This window comes from Actinoplanes sp. CA-142083, from assembly GCF_050942195.1.
Taxonomy (GTDB): Bacteria; Actinomycetota; Actinomycetes; order Mycobacteriales; family Micromonosporaceae; genus Actinoplanes.
On record NZ_CP192076.1, the window covers coordinates 5,118,002 to 5,138,136 of the forward strand.

Here is a 20,135-nt window from a genome sequence, read left to right on the forward strand (position 1 = left end):
CGGCCTTTTCTTTGGGGCTTCTCCGTGGGCTGCTCGATCCCGAGGAGAAGACCATGCCGTACCTCAGCCCCGTCGAGCTCGACGCCGACCTGGCCATCCGCGACCTGACCGACCCCGCTGCCGGCCCGCACGCGATCCAATTGCTGGTCTCGTCGATCCTTTCCGCCGCCTCCGCGCGGTGGCCCTCGGCCCCGCTGGTCGTCCACCGTGGCCGGCGGATCGTGGAGGTGGCCGACAACTACGACCGCCTCGGTTACGCGCCGTCGGCCGCCGCCCGCGACTCGCGATATACCCGATATGTCAGTCCCGATCGGATGTTACGGTCGCAAACCTCCGCGCTGATTCCCGGCGCGCTGCGGGAGGTGGGCGCCGGGCCGGTGCTGATCGCCTGTCCGGGCATGGTGTACCGCCGCGACGCCATCGACCGCCTGCACACCGGCACCCCGCACCAGCTCGACCTCTGGATGCTGGACACCGGCGCCGGCCTGCTCGACCTGGTCAGCGTGGCGCTGGAGGCCGCGCTCCCCGGCGTCGCCTGGCGCACCAAGCTGGCCACACACCCCTACACCACCGACGGGCGCGAGATCGAGGCGCTCACCCCTGGGGACGGCGGAGCTCCCGGGGACGAGGGCGGCGGTGCTCGCGGCGGGCAGTGGGTCGAAGTGGGTGAGTGTGGCGTCGCGGCCGCCCACGTCCTGCGCCGCCCCGGCACGACCGGTCTCGCGCTCGGGCTGGGCCTCGACCGTCTGCTGATGCTGCGCAAGGGTATCGACGACATCCGGCTGCTGCGCTCGGACGACCAGCGGGTGGCTCATCAGATGACCGACCTTCTGCCGTACCGGGCCGTGTCGGCGCATCCCGCCGCCTACCGCGACCTCTCGGTGGCCCTGCCCGCCGACGTCACCGCCGAGGATCTCGGCGATCGGGTCCGGACCCTGCTGGGGCCGGACGCCCACCTGGTGGAGGAGGTGACGATCATCTCGGTGACGCCGGCCGATCAGCTGCCGGCCGCCTCGCGCGACCGGCTGCGGCTGCGCGACGGGGAGGCGAACGTGCTGCTCCGGGTGGTGCTGCGCGACCTGCACGGCGCCCTGGCGAAGCAGCGGGTCAACGCCCTCCGCGACCGGCTCTGGGCGGGACTGACCGCCCGCGATGCGGTGACGCCGGTCTATTCAGGCTGATGGGAAGGGTGTTTGCGGGATCACCGGTGGGCCGCGCCGGTGGCGTGCGGTCGTAGGCTCATGCGGTGACCAACGGGCTTTGGGGGCGAGACGACGAGCTCGCGGTCCTCGACGAGGTGCTCGCCGGTCTGCCCGGGCGCGGCGGCGTGCTCGTGATGCGGGGCGGCGCGGGGATCGGCAAGTCCTCCCTGCTCGCCGCCGCCGGGGCGGACGCCGCCACCCGGGGCGTCGAGGCGTTGTCGCTGGTCGCGGTGCAGGCGGAGTTCCACTTGCCGTTCGGGGCGGCGCACACGCTGCTGGGCCTGCTCGGGTCGGCCGAGCCGCTGCGCGGCGACGAGAACCAGTTCCAGGTGGCGGTCGCGCTGCTCGCCGCCCTGACCGCCCGCGCCGCCGAACGCCCCCTGGCCGTGCTCGTCGACGACGGCCAGTGGATGGACACACCCAGCTGGGACGCGCTCGCCTTCGTCGGCCGGCGGCTCGCGGCCGACCCGGTGGTGCTGATCGTGGCGATGCGCGACGGCCCCGAGACCTCGGCCCGGCTGACCGCGCTGTCGTTCCCGGAGCTGCAGGTCGAGCCGCTGTCCTCGGATGACTCCGCCGCCTTGCTCGACGCGCTGGCGCCCGACCTCGACCCTTCGCAGCGGGCACGCGTGCTGGCCGAGTCGGCCGGCAACCCCCTCGCGCTGGGCGAGCTCGCGGTGGCCGTCACCAAGGCCGGCCCCCTCTTCTCGGCGGAATTGCCGCTGACCACCCGCCTCGAACGCACCTTCGGGCTGTCCATCGCCGAGCTGCCTGCCGCCACTCGTGCGCTGTTACTGGTCGCCGCCCTCGACGACGGCGACCGCCTGGGCGAGATCCTCGCCGCCACCCAGATCCTCGCCGCCCAGGGCCTCACTGCCGCCCAAGGCCTCACTGCCGCCCAGGGCCTCACTGCCGCGCATGGACCGACCGGCGCGCATGGCCGGGCCGGGGCGGCGCTGACCGTTGCCGACGCCGAGCCGGCCGTCATTGCGCGGCTTATCGACGTAGATGACCAGTTCGTTGTGCGGTTCCGGCATCCGCTCGTGCGGTCGGCCATCCGGCAAGAAGCCGGCCTTGCGCAGCGGCAACGAGCCCATGCCGCGCTCGCTGAGGTGATCACCGACCCGGACCGGGCGCTGAGCCACCGGGCGGCCGCCACGATCGGGCCGGACGATGGGCTCGCCGTGGAGCTTGACGAGCTTGCCGGGCGGCTCTATCGACGAGGGGCGGCGGGAGCGGCGGCGCCCGTGTGGGAGCGGGCGGCGCACCTCGCCGGGGACGCGGGGCGGCGGGCCAGCCTGTTGTTGCGGGCCCTCGAAGTCACGCTGGAGATCGCCGACCACGAGCGGGCGGGACAGATCTCGCAGGAGATCGCGGCGGCCGATCTGCCGGTCGAGGACCAGATGGTGCTGCAGTGGCTGCGCGAGGTCGAGGTCGGCGGCTGGTCGGGCGCGGCCAGGCTGCCGGGGCATCTGCTCGCGGCCGAGCGGCTGCACCACGCCGGCCGGGACGACCGGGCGCTGCACGTGCTGCACCGGGTGGCGGTGCGGTGCTACTTCGCGCATCCCTCAACGGAGTTGCGAGCCCAGCTCATCGGGCTGCTCGAGAGCCTCGACCTGCCGCCGCTGACGCCGCGGCTGGTCGCCACCATCGGGCTGATGGATCCGGTCGGGCGGGGCGCGGTGGTCGTGGAGCGGATCGACGCGCTGCTCGGGCGGCCGGGGCTGACCGGCATGGACCTGTGCGAGCTCGCGGCCGCGGCAACCGGGGTGGGCGCGCTGGGAGCGGCGACCCGGCTCGCGGCCGACGCGGTGGCGCTCAATCGGCAGGACGGCAACCTGATCTCGCTGACCTGGGCGCTCGCCTATCAGGCGTGGGCGGCGGTGCAGCTGGGCGACGCGTCCCTGGGTCGGTCGGCGGCGGCCGAGGCGGACACGCTCGCGGGCGAGACGCGGCAGCGCAACTACGTGGTTCCCAACATGCTCAACTGGGGGCACGCGGAGGCGCTGCGCGGCGACGCCGAGGCGGCCAAGGCGATGGCCGACCAGTGCGAGCGGGCGCTGATCTCCAACAGCGCGCACACGATGCTGTGCCTGGTGCGCGTCATCCGCGGCGTAGCCGCTCTCGGCGCCGGGCGGCACGCCGAGGCGTACGCGGAACTTGATGGCATCTTCGATCCGGCGGAGGCCGGCTATCACCCGCACGTGCGCTTCTCGGTCCTGGCCCACCTCGCGGAAGCCGCGCTGCACTGCGATCGGCGCGACGACGCCGCGTTGCGGATCGCGGAGCTGGAGAGGTTCGACAAGCTTGACCCGTCGCCGCTGCTGCGGGTGACGATCCGCTGCGCGCGGGCGATCCTCGACGGGGACGAGGAGGCGGCGCTGGAATGCGATCTCGCGCCGTGGCCCTTCGAGCGGGCGCGGCTGCAGCTGCTGTTCGGGGCCCGGTTGCGGCGCGACCAGCCGGCGGCGGCGCGTCCGCTGTTGCGCTCGGCGGCCGACACCTTCGACGCGCTCGGGGCCAGGCCGTGGGCCGATCGCGCGCACGCCGAGCTGCGGGCGACCGGCGAGACCCGCCGCCGCGACGCCGACGCGATCGACCAGCTCACGCCGCAGGAACTGCAGGTGGCGCGGCTGGTCGCGGAAGGGCTGAGCAACAAGGAGATCGCCGGTCGGCTGTTCCTGTCGCCGCGCACGATCGGCAGCCACCTGTACCGGATCTACCCGAAGGTCGGGGTCACCTCACGGACCGAGCTGGCCAGCGTGATCTCCCGGGGCGGCAGCTAGCGCCGCTGATGTCGCGGGCGCCGGGCCGGGTCAGGACGCTCGGGCGCGCTCCACGGCGTCGCGCAGGGTGGTGGCGCGCAGGGCCGCGTTGATGCCGAGCCAGCGGATCGGCTCGGGCTCCCAGCGCCGGGAGCGATGACCGACCCAGGGCAGGGCGGTCAGGTCACTCCGGGTGCCGGAGATCAGATCGGCGAGGGTACGGCCGGCGAGGTTGGCCGCGGCGACGCCGTCGCCCACGTATCCGCCGGCCCAGGCGATGCCGTCGGACAAGCCGACGCTGGGCATCCAGTCGCGGGGGATTCCCAGCGGGCCGCCCCAGCGGTAGGCGATCTCGGGCCGGATGCCGAACATCTCGGTGAGCGTGGCGCGCAGGCTGTCGAAGACGGCGGGGACGCGGTCGTAGCCGGGCTCGATGCGGGAACCGAAATGGTAGGGCGCGCCGCGGCCGCCGAACGCGAGGCGGTCGTCGGCGGTGCGCTGGCCGTAGATGATCATGTGGCGCTCGTCGCTGAACGTCTCGCGGCGGCGCAGGCCGATCCGGTCCCAGTCGGACTGCGGCAGCGGCTCGGTGGCGATCATCAGGGAGTAGACCGGCGCGAGGTTGCGGCGGTGCCCGGCCAGGCGGGCGGTGTAGCCCTCGAGCGCGCGCACGACCGTGCCGGCCCGGACTGTGCCGCGGTCGGTCTCGGCGAGGCCGCGTGCGATACGCCGTACGCGTGTCTGCTCATAGATCTTGATCTTGCGTTTTTCGACCGCCGCCGCCAGGCCGCGCACCAGTTTGGCCGGATGCAGGGCGGCGCAATCGGGGCTGTAGATGCCGCCGACGACGCCGGTCGCGCCGCAGATCGCGCTCGCCTCGGCCGCGCCGATGAAACCCTTGGCGGACTGGGCGCGCCGCAGCTGGGCGGAGGTGCGGGCGAGGGTGATCGTGCCGCCCTTGGCGTAGTCGCAGTCGATGCCCTCGGCCCGCGCGGCGCGGCCGACCTCGTCGACGGCGCCGGCCAAGGCATGATGCATCGCGGTGGCCTGCGCGGCGCCGTACCGCTTGGTCAGTTTCTCCTCGGAGACCGGGAAGAGGCCGCTGGCCCAGCCGCCGTTGCGGCCCGACGCGCCGTAACCGCAGTACTCGGCCTCGAGGACGACGATCTCCTTCTCGGGTGCCAGCTGGGAAAGGTAGTACGCCGTCCACAGGCCGGTGTAGCCACCCCCGACGATGGCCACGTCGGCGTCGCGGTCGCCGTCGAGCGGCGGGCGCGGCGTGACCGGGCCGAGGGTGTGCAGCCAGTAGGACGGTGCGCTCATCTGGTTCCCCACGCGTAGGTCTGTTTCGCCAGCTTCAGGTACATGAACGTCTCGCAGGAGGTGACGCCCTTGATGGTGCGGACCTTCTCGTTGAGCAGGTCGAGCAGGTGCTCGTCGTCGGTGCAGACCAGCTCGACCAGCAGGTCGTAGCCGCCGGCGCAGATCACCACGTAGTCGACCTCGGGGATCGCGGCGATCTCGTCGGCGATCGCGCGCAGGTCGCCGTTCACCTTCAGGCCGACCATGGCCTGCCGGGCGAAGCCGAGCGTGAGCGGGTCGGTCACCGCCACGATCTGCATGAGCCCGCCGTCGAGCAGGCGCTGCACGCGCTGGCGCACGGCGGCCTCCGACAGGCCGATCTCCTTGGCGAGCGTCGCGTACGACATCCGCCCGTCGCGCTGAAGGTGCTCGATGATCTGCTTGTTGATCTGATCCAGAGCCAGGTCCGCCGTCACGCCGCGATTCTTCCCCGGGTGGGGGTGCACGGCAATCACATCGCGCATCTCATTCCCCTTCCGCCCGGCTGTGGCACTGCGTTTATCGCAGAGTTGATCGCTCTTGACAAGGGTTTCGGTCGTGTGGAGGCTGCTGGGACGCGGTTTCAGTTCTACGGTGCCCGTTCTGGGCGAAAGGTGTGTTTCTCATGCGCGTCCTGGTTGTCGGCGCGGGCGGAGTAGGGTCCGCCGCGGCCGGCATTGCCGCACGCCGCTCTTTCTTCTCCTCGTTCGTCATCGCCGACTTCTCACTCGACCGCGCCTCGCGCGCGGCGTCGGTTGATCCCCGCTTCGTCGCCGAACAGGTCGACGCCTCGTCTGCTTCGGACATCTCGGATTTGTGCCGCCGTCATGCGATCACGCACGTGCTCAACGCGGTCGACCCCCGGTTCGTGATGCCGATCTTCCAGGGAGCCCTGGAAGCCGGTGCGTCCTATCTCGACATGGCCATGTCGTTGTCGCATCCGCATCCCACGTCGCCGTACCAGCTTCCCGGGGAGAAGCTGGGCGACGCGCAGTTCGCGCTCGCGTCCTCGTGGGAGGACGCCGGGCTGCTCGCGCTGGTCGGTATCGGCGTCGAGCCCGGCCTCTCCGACATCTTCGCCCGGTACGCCGCCGACCACCTGTTCTCCCGGATCGACGAGGTCGGCATCCGCGACGGCGGCAACTTGGTCGTCGAGGGCTACGAGTTCGCGCCGTCGTTCTCGGTGTGGACCACCATCGAGGAATGCCTCAACCCGCCGGTGATCTGGGAGAACGGCGACTGGCACACCACGGTGCCGCTCAGCGAGCCGGAGATCTTCGACTTCCCCGGCGGCATCGGCCCGGTCGAGTGCGTGCACGTCGAGCACGAGGAGGTGCTGCTGATCCCGCGCTGGGTGAAGGCCGGCAAGGTCACCTTCAAGTACGGCCTGGGGTCGGAGTTCATCGAGGTGCTGCGCACGCTGCACAAGCTCGGGCTGGACCGCACGTCACCGGTCCGGGTCGGCGGCGTGGAGGTGTCGCCGCGGGACGTGGTGGCGGCGGTGCTGCCCGACCCGGCAACGCTGGGCGACAAGATGACGGGGAAGACGTGCGCGGGGACGCTGGTGCGCGGGCTGGGCCTCGACGGGTCGCCGCGCGAGGTCTACCTGTACCACTTGGTCGACAACGAGTGGTCCATGCGGGAGTACGGGTCGCAGGCGGTGGTCTGGCAGACGGCGGTGAACCCGATCGTCGCGCTGGAGTTGCTGGCTTCGGGGGCTTGGCGGGGGAGCGGGGTGCTGGGACCGGAGGCGTTCGACCCGGTGCCGTTCCTCGACAAGCTGGTCGAGTACGGGTCGCCGTGGGAGATGCGGGAGGGCGCCGTCTAGGCCACGCCGGGTGCCGGCGGCCTGGTTGCCGGGACGCGGATCTCCGGTGCTCGGCCGGCCGGCCGCGCCTGCCTGGCGATGGTCTGTCCGTGTCAGTTCGCGCGGGACCACAGGTCGAGGAGGTTGCGGCCGGGGCGGAAGCCATGCGCCTCGGCCATGGCGGCGGCCTCGCGGAAACCGTGGCCCACCAGCTCCGGCAGGTGAGCGTCGCTGCCGAAGGTGATGGCCTCGCCGCCCTCCTCGTGCCACCAGGTGAGGATCGTCGTGTGCAGGGGGATGCGGGTGTTGAGCTCCAGGGCGCGGCCGGATGACGCCGTGGCGCGCAGGGCGTGGCGGAACTCGTCCTCGAAGTCGGCGGGGTCGAAAACGCCGGGCCAGGAGCGCACGGGGTAGTCGATGTGGGCCAGCACCTCGAACATGTCGCTGGTCGCGACCATGTCGGCCACGCCGGCCAGATAGGAGCGGATCACGTCGTCGGCGTCGCGATGGTCGTAGAGGGCCCACGGCTCGGAGTAGCCGTCCGCGTCGGGGAGGCAGTGCAGCGAGCCCAGCACACGCTCGAAACGGCCGGCGGCCAGGACCTTCGCGCAGGCGGGGGCGTGCCAATGCGGCTCGCCCATCTCGACGCCGGTGAGGATGCGCAGGCCGGGGAAACGGGAGCGGCAGCGGTCGATCGCGTCGAAATAGCCGGCGGGGTCGAAGGACGGCGGCGTGAGCATCCCGTCGGGGGCGGCCAGGGCGGTGAGGCGAGGTTCCGCGGTGGCGGGCACGCGCCAGACGGTGTGGTCGAGATGCTCGGTGAAGGCGATCGCGGGCAGGCCCAGGGCGACGGCGCGGGCGCACGTCTGTTCCATGTCGCCGAGCGGGGCGTCCCAGGACCATTCGCTGTGGACGTGGGAATCGGGAGGCAGCGGCACGAGCTCGACGTTAGCGTGCGGGCACGCGGGTGCTCCAGGACGATCCGCATCGGCGGGTGGCGCGGCCGGGACAGCCCGGCGGCCGCGGCACCGGGGGTGACCATGCAGCTAGCCGGGCCTGCGCATCGGGGACTCTGGCCGAATCGTACGATATAAGGCTTTAATGCCGAAGCCGATGCACCTCGGTCCGCAACGCCAGTTCGCTGGAGGCGGCGGCCGCGAGGTCCTCGACCAGCAGGAGCTCGCGGGGCTGCCAGTCGCGCGGTTGATCGTGCGCGACGAAGAAGGCGCCCAGGGGATAGTCGTCGTCGGTGCGCAGCGGGAAACCGGCGTAGGCAACAATTCCGTCGGCGATCGCGGGATGAAGTAACAGGCGGTCATCGGTCCTCGAGTCGCTGACCAGCAGCGCGGCGTCAGTGTCGACGACGATGTGGCAGAACGTGTGCGCGACCGGCGGGCCGGCCTGGCCGGCGACGACGCGGCGGTCGGCGCCGATCAGCGAAACTTGCGCACGGACGGCGCGCAACTGGTGTGCGGCGGCGCGCGCCAGGCGGTCGAGCGAGGCGCTCCGGGCGCCGTCGGACAGGCCGCACTCGCGCAGCCGCCGCAGGCGCGTCGCGTCGTCGAGACCCCACTCCCGGATAGTTCGGCCAACGGCGCGAAAGCTGAGGCGGTTGACGGAAGACGTCGCTCAAGGGTCTTGTCAGCAACGGAATCAGTGGAAGGATGGCCGGGAAAGTGTCCGATCCTGCGTCTGGAGATCGAGTGACCGCCAAGACCGTGCTGCACAACTTCATCGGCGGCGCCGCGTCCGCGCCCGCCGAGGGCCGCTACGAGGACCTCATCGACCCGGCGACCGGCGAGGTCTTCGCCTCCGCGCCCGTCTCCGGCAAGCTGGACGTCGACAAGGCGATGGAGGCGGCGTCGGAAGCTTTCGCGAAATGGCGGAACACAACGCCGAGCGAGCGGCAGCAGGCGCTGCTCAAGTTCGCCGACGCGATCGAGGCGCGCACGGACGAGCTGGTCGCGGCCGAGTCGCAGAACACGGGCAAGCCGCTGGGCCTGACCAAGTCGGAGGAGCTGCCGCCGGCGATCGACCAGATCCGCTTCTTCGCGGGCGCGGCGCGGCTGCTCGAGGGCCGGTCCGCGGGGCAGTACCTGAACGGTTTCGAGTCCTACGTCCGGCGCGAGCCGATCGGCGTGTGCGCGCAGGTCACGCCGTGGAACTACCCGCTGATGATGGCGGTCTGGAAACTTGCGCCCGCGATCGCGGCCGGCAACACGGTCGTGCTCAAGCCGAGCGACACGACGCCGGTCACCACGGTGATGCTGGCCGAGATCGCCGCGGAGTTCCTGCCGCCCGGCGTGCTCAACGTGGTCGTCGGCGACCGCGACACCGGCCGCCAGCTGGTCAGCCACCGCACCCCGCAGATGGTCTCGATCACCGGCTCGGTCCGCGCCGGCATGGAGGTGGCGACGGCCGCGTCCGCCGACCTCAAGCGCACCCACCTCGAGCTGGGCGGCAAGGCGCCGGTGGTGGTCTTCGACGACGCCGACATCGAGGCCGCCGCCGAGGCGATCGCGATCGGCGGCTACTTCAACGGCGGCCAGGACTGCACCGCCGCGACCCGGGTGCTGGCGTCGCCGCGCGTTTACAGCGACTTCGTGGCGGCCCTCTCCGAGCAGGCCTCGTCGACGAAGACCGGCGCGGCCGACGACGAGGACGTGCTGTACGGGCCGCTCAACAACGCCCGCCAGATCGACCGGGTGGCCGGCTTCGTCGACCGCCTGCCCGACCACGCGGTGCTGAACGCCGGCGGTTCACGCGTCGGCGATCGGGGCTATTTCTACTCGCCCACGGTGGTCTCGGGCCTGCGGCAGACCGACGAGGTGATCCAGGACGAGATCTTCGGGCCGGTGATCACCGTGCAGCAGTTCTCCGACGAGGACGAGGCGGTCGCCTGGGCCAACGGCGTCGAGTACGGGCTCGCGTCGAGCGTGTGGACCAAGGACCACGCCCGCGCGATGCGCATGACGCAGCGCCTGGACTTCGGCTGCGTGTGGGTGAACTGCCACATCCCGCTGGTGGCGGAGATGCCGCACGGCGGGTTCAAGCACTCGGGGCACGGCAAGGACCTGTCCGTGTACGGGTTCGAGGACTACACCCGCATCAAGCACGTGATGCATTCGCTGGGCTGAAATCGGGGGTCATAGGGAAAGCCCGGGCCGAGGGGGTCCGGGCTTTTCCTTATATCGTACGAGTCGGGAAAGGCACCCGGAGCACACGGCGACCTCGCTGCATGGTCACCCCCGGTGCCGCCGGCACCGGCCGGTTCGGTTCACCGGCCGAAGGTCGAGTTGTCCCCGGTGCTGATCACGCCGTAGTTGGTGTGGGTGGCGACCGAGCGCTCGCCGGAAGCGATGATGGTGACGCCGCCGGTCGACAGCATCCCCGCGATGTCCCGCGCCAGCTCGGGATCGGCGGCCAGCGCCCTGCGGATCTGCAGCTTGAGCGCCGTGTCGCTGCCTTCCTCGCCGGCGGCGACGTTGCCGACCGCGTCCTCGATCAGCGGCCGCGACTCGTCCCGCCGGAGGATCCGGTTGAGGATGCGGTGCCCGAGACCGACCGTGCCGTCGGCGGCCTTGTCGACAACGGCCTCGCGAACCTTGTCGAGAGTCGTCGCACCGTAGGCGGTGATGGCGCCGGTGACGTAAGGGAGCACGGCGTTCGCCGTCTGTGCAACGTCGATATCCATGCCACCTGGATACACGATTCAGTCGAGCGACTCGACCGGGAGTTTCTCCGCGACGCTTTCCGGCGCGGCCGGGGCCGGCTTGTCCTCGATGGCCTTGGCGCGCGTGTGAACCTGAATGCCGAGGAGCACGGCGGCGAGGACCACCGAGGTGATCGTGGTGGCCGCGACCCACGCTTCGAGCTGCCGCGCCTGCAGCCACAGCGCGACAATGGCCATGATCAGGGCCAGGATCGGCAGGAGGCCGGGCATGGCCAGCCCCGCGACGAGACCACAGTTGATCAGCAGCCGCAGCGGCCCGCTGTACTCGACGCGCCGATTGAGGTCGGCCAAGGACCCGGTCGGACCGGTCGAGGACATGCCGATCACGACGGTCACCACCTTCTGGACCGCATGGCGGCACGAGTCGAAGCGGCGATGAATCGCGGTGGCGAGGTGACCGTCGGAGATGGCCCGGGCTCCCATGTGCATCGCGGCCGCCTCGATCCCGATGACGACCAGCACGGCGATGGCGACCTGCGCGCAGGTGGCGAGCAGATCGGAGTTCACCGCGCCGCCGGCCGCCCCGCTCATCGCCGCACCCTATTCCCGCTCGCCGGGGCGGCGCAGTCCCCTGTTTGACAAGGTTCACCCGCAGGTGGCGCCTCAAGGTCGCCGGGAGGCCGCCGGTTCCTCGAGATAGTTGAGGCATGTGACGCCGAAGCGGGTGGGTTCCCATGCCAGCCTGTCCTTCTCGGACTCGGTGCTCTCGGTGATCATGCCCAGGCGGAACAAGGTGGCGACGAGCGGCATGATCCCGTCGGCCAGGCCGGGAAGTCGCTCCTTCAGGCCTGCGCAATGCCAAGTGCAGTCGGGGCCGTCCGCCGGGCTCTCGTGGACGAACACGTGAAGAACTCGGATGTGGGGGCTCTCCAGCTGTTCCAGCGCCGCGACGATCATCTGGCTGATGTCGAGCCGGGCGTCGTCGCGCAGATTCTCGGACACGACCTTGGCCAGTGCTTCGACCTTGCGGGTGGTTCGCGCGGCGAACGCGGCTTCCAGGGCATGCGCGACAAGATCCTGTCGTTGTTCGTCCTGCCTGGCCCACGCCGCCACTTGCTCCGGCGGCATCCCGGAAATGCTGGTCAGGCTGTCCGTGAAGGCTTGAAGGTTCCGTCCACGACGTTCGCTCCGCGCGACCATCAGCTCGATCAGCGGCACCGCGGCGGCGCCGATGATCGCGCCGGGAGGGCCGCCGACGGCAAGTCCGATCCCGGCGCCGACGGCTTGCGCTCCCACCTTCTTGACGATCTCCGTACTGTTCCCGGCAGGCATATCGCCATTGTGCTCGCCTACGCCAAGACGGCGTCCAGACAGCGCGCTCCCGCCCGACCCGCGCACCAGCGTCGCCGCGCACGTCTTTCCCGGTCATCCGCGCCCCGGCAACCAGCCGCCCCGCGCCACCGGTCGGTGCGTCGGCGGCGACCCTGTGGGGTAAGTGCGCGGTCATGGCGTCCTTCGGCATCCACCTCGGCGCGGACTACTCCTGCGTCGCACGCATCGGCGAGACGGGACAGCCCGAGATCATCAAGAACGTCTTCGGTGAGCACACCACGCCCTCGGTGGTGTACTTCGAGGATCCGACGAACGTGGTCGTCGGCAGGGAAGCCAAGGCCTGCGCGGCGCGGCATCCCGATCTGGTGGTCTCCCGGGCTCAGCGGCAGATGGGCCGGAGCGTCGAGATCCTGGCACACGGCCGGCGCCACTCGCCCGAGTCGATCTCCGCGTTGATCCTCGGTGAGCTCGCGCAGGACGCGGCCGACGCCAGTGGCGAGGAGGTCAGCGACGTCGTGATCACTGTGCCGGCGTACTTCGGCGTCTCCGCCCGGGAGGCGACGCGCAAAGCCGGGGCGATAGCAGGCCTCAACGTGCTGGCCATCGTGGACGAGCCGGTCGCGGCCGCGCTGCACTACGACGCGGGCGGCACCCGCACCCTGCTGGTCTACCACCTGGGCGGCGACGGCTTCGCGGCCGCGGTGGTCCGGGTCTCTCCGGAGGAGATCAGGGTCGTCAGCATGGATGGCGAATACGGGCTCGGTGGCGCGGACTGGGACGAGATGCTGGTGGCAGACCTGGTAGAGCGGTTCCAGGCCGGGCACCCGGGCTCGCGGGCGGCCGACGACGAGGAGTTCCGGCGGGAGCTGGCGGCCGGCGCCGAGGACATCCGCAAGCAGCTCGGCGGTGTGGAGTCGTGCCGGTTCACCGCGCGGTTCGCCGGCGACGTCTCGGAGATCGAGGTGACTCGTGCAGACTTCGAAGATCGCACCTACCACCTGCTCGCGCGCACTCTCACGATCACCGAGAGGACCTTCAGAGCGGCGATGGAGCGGGGTGTTCCCGGATTCGACGAGGTGGTGCTGGCCGGTGACGCCGTCCGGATGCCCGGGGTCGCCTCCGGCTTGGAGTCATTGTTCGGAGTCCCGCTGCGCATGCACGAGCCCGAACTCGCGGTTGCCAAGGGCGCGGCCCGTTACGCCCTGATCGAGTCGATCGACGGCGCCACGGTTGAAGGGGTTGCCCGCCTGCACAATGACCCGGGCAAGCGCATCACGACGGTCGTTCCGCGCGCCGTCGGCATCAAGATCATTGAGCGCGTGGAGGTCCACGACGCGGCCAGCCGGGCGCGGTCCAAGAGCAGCAGGGTGTCGTTCCCGATCGTTCACCTGCTGCGGGCCGGCACCCCGTTGCCGGCGCGGACCGAGGCTCTGCGATTCCTCACCGCGTACCCCGACCAGGCCGAGATCCTGGTGGAGATCTGGGAGCAGGCGAGCTCGATCGAGTCGGACCGGCCGGAGGACAACGAGCACATCGTCGACTGTGTGATCGGTGGGCTGCCGCCACTGCCGCTGGGCTCGCCGGTCGAAGTCACCTTCGAGATGGAGACCGGCGGCCTGCTCCGCGCGCGGGCAGTGGAGTTGGTGACCGGGGCGGACCTGCACGTCGAACTGCAGTTCCAGGGCTAGGTTCGAGGGTATGGCGGCGCGCGACGACGAGGTGACGCTGCGGCTCGTGTGGCCGCAGTGGCAGGGCGCCGGGACATCCAGCGTCCGGGAGCTCGCGTCCGAGTTCCCCTTCGATGCGGCTCGGCGCGGCTACGCCGTCGGGGCGGCCGTGCTGGCGGCGATCCTGCCGTCACACGACGGCCCGGTGGCCGTCGCGCCGGTGGCGATGGGTGACGACGGGCTCGACCTGCGGGACGGGATCGGCACGCCGGCCAGCGAATACCCGGGCTTCCACGCGATGGCGGTGGCCGCCCTGACCGGGCACGGGGATCGGGAGGTGCTCGAGCTGCTGCCGGCGACCGTCGACCCGGGGCGGGTGGCGCTGGCCGGGCTGCACGCCTGGGCCGAGGACGACATCGGGAACGTCGCCGAGTGGGGGATCCGTGCCTTCGCCCCCGATGACCTGCGGGACGGGACGCGGCCGCTGCTGGAGTGGCTGGCGGCAACCGGCTGCACCAAACTGGCGGTGCATTTCGACGTGGACACGGTGGACAGCAACGAGATCGTGCTGGGGCTCGGGGCCGAGCCGGATGGGCTGACGAGCGCGCAGGTGCGGCGCATCGTGAGCGATCTGGGCGCGGCCGGCGACGTGGTGGGGCTGACGATCGCCGAGTTCTTCCCGCGTCAGGTCATGCACCTTCAGCGGATGCTCGCGGGGTTTCCGCTGCTATAGCGAGAGAAGCGAGACCAGGGCGAGCGCCGTGATCGCGAAAGCCTGCACGGCCTGACGGCTCGGCCAGGGCCAGGAATCCGCTCATCGCCGCGGCGATGCCGACCAGGTGCGGCCGGCCGCCGTCACACGTCAAGCGAACCGCGGGATCAGGTCGGCGGCGAAGCGGTGCAACGGCTCGTGGTCGTAGGCCAGGCGCGGGATGTAGAAGATGACGTAGTCGCAGCCGGCCTCGACGACCTGCTCGACCCGGTCGGCGGTCTGCGCGGTGGACCAGGACGGATCGACCTCGATCGTGGTGGACTTCGCGATGGCGTCGTAGTCGCGCCCGACGGTGTCGCAGTGGTCGCGGAGGACGGCGAGCTTCTGCCGGATCAGGGCGGCGTCCCCGTTGCCGACGTTGCTGCCGTCGGCGTACTTGGCGACCAGCTTGAGCGTCACCTTCTCGCCGCCGCCGCCCAGCCAGAACCGGGGCTTGCGGCGCGGCTGGTTGATCGGGCCGTCGATCTGGTAGTGCTTCCCTTGGAAGACGGGACGGTCCTCGGTCCACATCTTGTGCACGATCTCCACCGCCTCGCGGAAGGCGCCCATCCGCTGCGGCACCTCGGGCCATTCGTATCCGTACGCCCGCCACTCGTGCTCGTACCAGCCGGCGCCGAGCCCGGCGTAGAGCCGGCCGTGGCTCGCCACGTCGACCGTCGACGCGATCTTGGCGTACAGGGACGGCTGCCGGTAGCCGTTGCAGCCGACCATCTGGCCGATGTTGACGCGGGTGGTGTCGCGGGCGAGCGTCGCCGACGCGGTCCAGCACTCGAAGGTGGTGTTGAGGGTCGGCTTGGGGGTGGTGTGGAAGTGGTCGTACAGCCAGATCGAATCCCACGGGCCGGCGTCGGCGGCCTTGGCGACCGCGGTCATCGCCTCGTACTGCTCGACCGGGTCGGCGATCTCGTTCAGGTCCATCTTCCAGCCCTGCGGGACGAACACTCCGAAGCGCACACTCATGCCGGAGAACTTAGTCCAAGCGATGATGTCGAGCGACGGAGATCAGCTTCGTCCATCCGGTAGAAAGCCAACCGGAACCGAGGAGGACCCACATGCCGCGCTACCTGCTGATCGTCGACTACCGGCCGGGCGACGTCGCCGAGCCCATGGACGAGTGGAAGCCGGAGGAGATCCGCGCGCACATGAACTACTACGCCGAGCTGAACCGCAGCCTCACCGAGAGCGGCGAGCTGGTCGGCGGCGAGGCGCTGACCGGACCGGCCCAGGCCAAGGAGGTCGTGTCGGACGGCCGGGGCGCGACGGTGGTGACCGACGGGCCGTTCGCCGAGGCCAAGGAGGTGCTCGCCGGGTACCAGATCGTCGAGGTGGAGTCGGAGGACCGGGCCCTGGAGATCGCCGCGCTGGTGTCGGCGGTGCCGGGGCCGGGCGGGGTGCCGCTGCGGCAGCCGATCACCGTGCGCCGGGTGATGTCGGACGCCGACTTCGACGCGCTGACGGCGTGATCGACGAGCTGCTGAAGTCGCTGGCCCCGCAGGTGCTGGGCGTTCTCGCCCGGCGCTGCGGGGACTTCGACGCGGCCGAGGACGCGGTGCAGGAGGCGCTGCTCGCGGCGTACCTGAATTGGACGGATATCCCCGACAACCCCCGCGGCTGGCTCCTCCAGGCGGCGCACCGCAAGCTGATCGACCAGATGCGCTGGGAGGAGGCGAGGCGCAAGCGCGAAGAAAAGGCAGCAAGAGATGAAATATCTGTTCAAAACGGGCAAAGCAGCGACGACTCGTCAGCCGTACTCGCGATGTGCTGCCACCCGTCATTGAGCCCCGCCTCGCAGATAGCTCTCACCCTGCGAGCAGCAGGCGGCCTCACCACGGCCGAGATAGCCGGCGCATTCCTGGTGCCCGAGGCGACGATGGCCCAGCGCATCAGCCGCGCCAAGCAGAAGATCAAGGCGTCCGGCGTGCCGTTCCGGCAGCCGGAGGACCAGCGATCGGTCCGGCACGTGCTTTACCTGATCTTCAATGAGGGGTACGGCGTGCAGCGCGCCGACCTCGCGGCCGAGGCGATCCGCCTGTGCCGCCTGCTGCACACCACCGACGACCCCGAGACCGCCGGCCTGCTCGCCCTCATGCTGCTGACCGACGCCCGCCGTCCCGCCCGCCAGTCCCCGGACGGCGAGCTGATCCCGTTGGAGGAGCAGGACCGCGGGCTCTGGAACCACCGCCAGATCGCCGAGGGCACCGTCATCCTCGACGCCGCGTTCACCCGGGGCGCGGTCGGCGAGTACCAGCTCCAGGCCGCCATCGCCGCCCTGCATTGCCGGGCCGCCAAGCCGGCCGACACCGACTGGCCGCAGATCCTCGCGCTCTACGGCCTGCTCGAGCGGATGACCGGCAACCCGGTCGTCACTCTGAACCGGGCGGTGGCCCTGGCCATGGTGGACGGACCCCGGGCCGCGCTGGAGATGATCAAGGATCTTGACGGGCTGGGACATCGCGTCGACGCCGTGCGCGCGCACCTGCTCGAACGGGCGGGGGAGGCGGCGCAGGCCGCGCGGTTGTACGCTGCCGCGGCGGGCCGCGCGACCAGCCTGCCCGAGCGGCGCCACCTGACCACCCGGGCCGCGCGGCTGCGGTGACACGGGGAAGCGGGTGCGGATGTATTTCGTGAGCTGGGGCGCGGTACGACGCCGTACCGCACAGGCCGTGCTGCTCACCCTCCTGGCCGCGCTGGCCGCGACCGCGGGGGCCTCCGCGCCGTGGTACGGCCTGACCGTCGCGTCCCGGGCCGCCGGCGCCGAGGTGCAGACCCGGCCGGCCGCCGAGCGGGTGATCACGGTCCACCAGCCGCAGGCCGAGACCGGGGGCGATCCTCGCAAGGCGCTGGACGCTCTCGTCGTACGCGTCAATGGTCTGCTCGATCTTCCCGGAACCACGGCGACCGTCGGTCTCGCCCAGAACACCAACTACATCGACGTCCGCCACGGCAGCGCCCCTACCGGCCTGCCGGTCGCCTATCGCGACGGCTTTTGCGCGCACGTGCGGCTCACCGGCGACTGCCCGCAGGAGCCTTCGTCCGTCGCGGTGAGCGCGGACGTCGCGCGCCGTCTCGCCGTCAAGGTGGGCGACGTTCTTCCCGTACGGCCGGAGAGCGCCGTCAACGGGGTCAGCCTCAAGATCGTCGGCGTGTACGAGATGGTCGGCGACTACTGGACCGACCCGTTGTTCAAGTCCCAGGGCGACCTCGACCCGGCCTTCACCACCCTCGACACGTTCCGCCAGCCGCAGCTGAGCCGCCCGACCCTGGCCGTGTCGCTGCCGGTGCCGTTGCCGCTGCTGCGCGGCGACAACCTTTACGACCTCAACGGCGTGCTCAACGCGGCCGGCCCGCGCTTCGCCGCCGCCCAGCTCGACCTGGACAACCCGACCGGCGCCCTGTTCGACGCGGTCATCGCCGACCGCCGCACGGTCCTCACCGGAATCCTCGTCGCCCTGGTCCAGCTGCTGGTGCTGGCCTGGTTCGCGCTCGGCCTCGCCGGACGGCTCACCGGCCGAGACCGGCGCGCCGACGCCGGCCTGCTCAAGCTGCGCGGCGCCACCGGCGGTGGCCTGCTGCGCCTGACCGCCGGCCAGCACGTGCCGCCGCTGCTGATCGGCGCCGCCGTCGGGCTCCCGGCCGGCATCCTCGCGTCCCGGTTGGTCGCCGGCTCGCTGCCGGTCCGGTCCGAGTGGTGGATCGCGCTGCTGATGGCGATCGGCGCGGTCCTCGCGGTGGCGGCCGGCGGGCTGCTCGTGCTCGCCGGCATGGACGCGATCGCCCAGCGCGCGCCCGTGGTCGCCCTGCTGCGCCGCGTTCCCGGCGTGCGCCGGGACTGGCGGTCCCGCTTCGTCGACATCGCGTTGCTCGCGCTCGCCGCGGGCGCCGTCTACCAGGCCCGCACCGGCGGCCCGACCAGCGGCCTCGGCGTCGCGGCGCCCGCCCTGGTCGCCCTCGCGGTGGGCCTGCTGCTGGCCCGGCTGCTGCGCTGGGTCACCGACCGGGCCGGCGGCGCCGCGATCCGGGCCGGGCGGGTGCGGGTCGGCCTCACCGCCGTGCAGCTGTCCCGCCAGCCCGGAACCGACCGCGTCCTGGCCCTGCTGGTCGTGGCGGTCGCGCTGGTCGCGCTCACCGCGGGCGGCCTGTTCGCCGACCGCGCCGAGCGGGTCGCCCGCGCCGACGTGGAGCTGGGCGCGGCCCGGGTGCTGACGGTCCGGGCCGAGTCACGCACCCAGCTGCAGAACGCCGTCTGGCAGGCCGACCCCGGCGGACGCCAGGCGATGGCCGTCGTCGTCGACACCGCCGCCGACCCGCCGGTGCTCGCCGTCGACTCCAGCCGCCTCGCGGCCGTGGCCACCTGGCACCCCGAGGCAGGCCCGGTCGGTGCGCTCGCCGAAGCGGTCGGCGGCGCCCACCTGCGCGCCGACCCGCCGCTGGTCACCGGGCGCACGCTCGACGTCCGGGTCACCCGCGACGCCCGCGGCCCGGCCCTGCTCGGCGCGATCCTGCAGCACGAGGGCACCGGCGAGGGCGTGCGCGTCGAGTTCCGCGGGCTGCGCGCCGGCGACCAGCAGGTCACCGCGGCCGTGCCGGCCTGCGCGGTCGCGCCCGGCTGCCGGTTCGTCGGGTGGCAGCTCTTCCCGGCGGCGGGCGGGCTCACCATCCGGTCGCTCGCGTCGGCCGCGTCCACCGTGCTCGACACGGCGAGCCTCGCCGACGTGAGCCGCTGGCACGCCGACTACCTCGGGATAGCGCCGCGGGTGGCCACCTCGAGCCGGGGGCTGACCATGGCGGCCGACTCGCGCTCCGGCACCGAGGTGCGCCTGGTGGACGCGCCCGTCCCGCTGCCGATCGTGGTGGCGGGGGAACGACCCGATCAGTGGCGCTTCGACGACGCGATGTCCGGCCGTTTCGGGGGCACTGCCACTCCCGTTCGCGTCATCGCCCAAGCCCAAGTCCTCCCCGTGCTGGGCCGTCGCGGGCTGCTCACCGACCTCGACGCCGCTCGCCGGCTGGCAGGCGACGCGGACCTCGGCGGCACCTTCCAGGTCTGGCTCGCGGCCGGCGCCCCCGCGTCGCTGGTCGCCGCGCTCACCGACGGCGGCCTGACCGTCGCCGACGACCGCACCTCGGCCGCCCGCGCCACCGCGCTCGCCGCCGAGGGCCGGTTCGTCACCGCGCCGTTCGCCATCCTCACCACCGCGATCGCCCTGCTCGTCGCGGCCGCGATGATCGGCGTCGCGGCGGAGGCCGGGCGCGAGCCCCGGCAGGTCATGCTCGCGGCCCTGCGCACCCAGGGCCTCTCCCGCGCCACGGCCTCCTTCACCGGCCGGGCCGGCACCGCCGCCCTCGTGCTCACCGGCGTGGCCGGCGGCCTGCTCGCCGCGCTGATCGCCCGCCCGGTCGCCGCGGTGGTGGCCACGCCGTTCCCCGACAACTGGCATGTGATCGAGCCGCCGGGCGTGCTCACCGGCGCCGTGCTGGCCCTCGCGGCCGCCATCGGGCTCGTCGTCCTCGGCCTCGCCGCCCTGCTCGCGACCCGCCGGGGGAGCCGATGATCGCCCTGCTCGCGACCCGCTTCG

Annotated in this window: 17 protein-coding genes; 9 read left to right on the forward strand and 8 right to left on the reverse strand. The window is 71.9% G+C overall.

From position 1 onward, the window contains the following. Nucleotides 1–53 precede the first annotated feature (53 nt). Together ACQPZX_RS23390 and ACQPZX_RS23395 are read left to right on the forward strand one after the other, a co-directional pair. Nucleotides 54–1,181 carry a hypothetical protein gene (locus tag ACQPZX_RS23390; RefSeq protein ID WP_433384204.1) on the forward strand — a complete coding sequence of 376 codons (1,128 nt, stop codon included), beginning with the start codon at nt 54–56 and terminating at the stop codon, nt 1,179–1,181. A 65-nt stretch (nt 1,182–1,246) separates the two neighbouring features. Further along, nucleotides 1,247–3,988 (forward strand): LuxR C-terminal-related transcriptional regulator, encoded by a 2,742-nt coding sequence (locus ACQPZX_RS23395; protein WP_433384206.1) that lies wholly within the window; start codon nt 1,247–1,249, stop codon nt 3,986–3,988. Nucleotides 3,989–4,018: 30 nt separating this feature from the next. Here ACQPZX_RS23395 and ACQPZX_RS23400 read toward each other — a convergent pair whose 3' ends face one another. Continuing rightward, complete coding sequence (locus ACQPZX_RS23400; protein WP_433384209.1) at nt 4,019–5,290, reverse strand: NAD(P)/FAD-dependent oxidoreductase; 1,272 nt, start codon at nt 5,288–5,290, stop codon at nt 4,019–4,021. Continuing rightward, on the reverse strand, nt 5,287–5,793 hold the full coding sequence (locus tag ACQPZX_RS23405) for an Lrp/AsnC family transcriptional regulator (protein WP_433384212.1): 507 nt from the start codon (nt 5,791–5,793) through the stop codon (nt 5,287–5,289). Before ACQPZX_RS23405 ends, ACQPZX_RS23400 begins: the two co-directional genes overlap by 4 nt. 140 nt (nt 5,794–5,933) lie before the next feature. Here ACQPZX_RS23405 and ACQPZX_RS23410 point away from each other — a divergent pair, with 140 nt between their 5' ends. Next, the gene (locus ACQPZX_RS23410) at nt 5,934–7,136 is read left to right on the forward strand and encodes a saccharopine dehydrogenase family protein (protein ID WP_433384215.1); all 1,203 of its coding nucleotides are present in this window, start codon (nt 5,934–5,936) and stop codon (nt 7,134–7,136) included. 92 nt (nt 7,137–7,228) lie between these two features. On the opposite strand, the gene ACQPZX_RS23415 is transcribed toward ACQPZX_RS23410, so the two are convergent. Both ACQPZX_RS23415 and ACQPZX_RS23420 read right to left on the reverse strand, forming a co-directional pair. After that, nucleotides 7,229–8,053, reverse strand: coding sequence for a PHP domain-containing protein (locus ACQPZX_RS23415; RefSeq protein WP_433384218.1), 825 nt, complete (start codon nt 8,051–8,053; stop codon nt 7,229–7,231). A 160-nt stretch (nt 8,054–8,213) separates the two neighbouring features. Continuing rightward, nucleotides 8,214–8,579 (reverse strand): GAF domain-containing protein, encoded by a 366-nt coding sequence (locus tag ACQPZX_RS23420; protein WP_433384221.1) that lies wholly within the window; start codon nt 8,577–8,579, stop codon nt 8,214–8,216. Nucleotides 8,580–8,779: 200 nt separating this feature from the next. Between ACQPZX_RS23420 and ACQPZX_RS23425 the strand changes: the two genes are divergently transcribed. Further along, complete coding sequence (locus ACQPZX_RS23425; RefSeq protein ID WP_433384224.1) at nt 8,780–10,252, forward strand: gamma-aminobutyraldehyde dehydrogenase; 1,473 nt, start codon at nt 8,780–8,782, stop codon at nt 10,250–10,252. A gap of 140 nt (nt 10,253–10,392) precedes the next feature. Here ACQPZX_RS23425 and ACQPZX_RS23430 read toward each other — a convergent pair whose 3' ends face one another. The 3 genes from ACQPZX_RS23430 to ACQPZX_RS23440 all read right to left on the reverse strand — a co-directional run bounded on the left by ACQPZX_RS23430 (nt 10,393) and on the right by ACQPZX_RS23440 (nt 12,120). Then, on the reverse strand, nt 10,393–10,809 hold the full coding sequence (locus tag ACQPZX_RS23430) for a hypothetical protein (RefSeq protein WP_433384227.1): 417 nt from the start codon (nt 10,807–10,809) through the stop codon (nt 10,393–10,395). Nucleotides 10,810–10,827: 18 nt separating this feature from the next. Then, complete coding sequence (locus ACQPZX_RS23435) at nt 10,828–11,379, reverse strand: hypothetical protein (protein WP_433384230.1); 552 nt, start codon at nt 11,377–11,379, stop codon at nt 10,828–10,830. A gap of 72 nt (nt 11,380–11,451) precedes the next feature. Then, nucleotides 11,452–12,120 carry a hypothetical protein gene (locus ACQPZX_RS23440; RefSeq protein WP_433384233.1) on the reverse strand — a complete coding sequence of 223 codons (669 nt, stop codon included), beginning with the start codon at nt 12,118–12,120 and terminating at the stop codon, nt 11,452–11,454. 173 nt (nt 12,121–12,293) lie between these two features. Between ACQPZX_RS23440 and ACQPZX_RS23445 the strand changes: the two genes are divergently transcribed. Both ACQPZX_RS23445 and ACQPZX_RS23450 read left to right on the forward strand, forming a co-directional pair. Next, the gene (locus ACQPZX_RS23445) at nt 12,294–13,808 is read left to right on the forward strand and encodes an Hsp70 family protein (protein ID WP_433384236.1); all 1,515 of its coding nucleotides are present in this window, start codon (nt 12,294–12,296) and stop codon (nt 13,806–13,808) included. A 10-nt stretch (nt 13,809–13,818) separates the two neighbouring features. Continuing rightward, nucleotides 13,819–14,520 (forward strand): arginase family protein, encoded by a 702-nt coding sequence (locus ACQPZX_RS23450; protein ID WP_433384239.1) that lies wholly within the window; start codon nt 13,819–13,821, stop codon nt 14,518–14,520. A 129-nt stretch (nt 14,521–14,649) separates the two neighbouring features. Here the strand turns inward: ACQPZX_RS23450 and ACQPZX_RS23455 are convergent, their stop codons facing one another. Beyond that, a complete protein-coding gene (locus ACQPZX_RS23455; protein WP_433384242.1) occupies nt 14,650–15,519 on the reverse strand; it encodes a TIGR03560 family F420-dependent LLM class oxidoreductase in 870 nt (289 codons plus the stop codon). Nucleotides 15,520–15,611: 92 nt separating this feature from the next. On the opposite strand from ACQPZX_RS23455, the gene ACQPZX_RS23460 reads away from it, so the two are divergent. The 3 genes from ACQPZX_RS23460 (at nt 15,612) to ACQPZX_RS23470 (ending at nt 20,111) form a co-directional block, all read left to right on the forward strand. Further along, entirely contained in the window at nt 15,612–16,022 is a 411-nt protein-coding gene (locus tag ACQPZX_RS23460) for a YciI family protein (protein WP_433384245.1), read from the forward strand. Continuing rightward, a complete protein-coding gene (locus ACQPZX_RS23465; protein ID WP_433384247.1) occupies nt 16,019–17,155 on the forward strand; it encodes an RNA polymerase sigma factor in 1,137 nt (378 codons plus the stop codon). Before ACQPZX_RS23460 ends, ACQPZX_RS23465 begins: the two co-directional genes overlap by 4 nt. A gap of 67 nt (nt 17,156–17,222) precedes the next feature. Next, a complete protein-coding gene (locus tag ACQPZX_RS23470) occupies nt 17,223–20,111 on the forward strand; it encodes an FtsX-like permease family protein (protein WP_433384250.1) in 2,889 nt (962 codons plus the stop codon). Nucleotides 20,112–20,135: the final 24 nt, after the last annotated feature.

Bases quoted from the DNA above. Each gene is read 5' to 3' on its own strand.
- ACQPZX_RS23435 (WP_433384230.1), bottom strand. From the start codon at position 11,379: ATGAGCGGGGCGGCCGGCGGCGCGGTGAACTCCGATCTGCTCGCCACC.
- ACQPZX_RS23425 (WP_433384224.1), top strand. From the start codon at position 8,780: ATGGCCGGGAAAGTGTCCGATCCTGCGTCTGGAGATCGAGTGACCGCC.
- ACQPZX_RS23445 (WP_433384236.1), top strand. From the start codon at position 12,294: ATGGCGTCCTTCGGCATCCACCTCGGCGCGGACTACTCCTGCGTCGCA.
- ACQPZX_RS23450 (WP_433384239.1), top strand. From the start codon at position 13,819: ATGGCGGCGCGCGACGACGAGGTGACGCTGCGGCTCGTGTGGCCGCAG.
- ACQPZX_RS23390 (WP_433384204.1), top strand. From the start codon at position 54: ATGCCGTACCTCAGCCCCGTCGAGCTCGACGCCGACCTGGCCATCCGC.
- ACQPZX_RS23460 (WP_433384245.1), top strand. From the start codon at position 15,612: ATGCCGCGCTACCTGCTGATCGTCGACTACCGGCCGGGCGACGTCGCC.
- ACQPZX_RS23400 (WP_433384209.1), bottom strand. From the start codon at position 5,290: ATGAGCGCACCGTCCTACTGGCTGCACACCCTCGGCCCGGTCACGCCG.
- ACQPZX_RS23405 (WP_433384212.1), bottom strand. From the start codon at position 5,793: ATGCGCGATGTGATTGCCGTGCACCCCCACCCGGGGAAGAATCGCGGC.
- ACQPZX_RS23440 (WP_433384233.1), bottom strand. From the start codon at position 12,120: ATGCCTGCCGGGAACAGTACGGAGATCGTCAAGAAGGTGGGAGCGCAA.
- ACQPZX_RS23455 (WP_433384242.1), bottom strand. From the start codon at position 15,519: ATGAGTGTGCGCTTCGGAGTGTTCGTCCCGCAGGGCTGGAAGATGGAC.
- ACQPZX_RS23410 (WP_433384215.1), top strand. From the start codon at position 5,934: ATGCGCGTCCTGGTTGTCGGCGCGGGCGGAGTAGGGTCCGCCGCGGCC.
- ACQPZX_RS23430 (WP_433384227.1), bottom strand. From the start codon at position 10,809: ATGGATATCGACGTTGCACAGACGGCGAACGCCGTGCTCCCTTACGTC.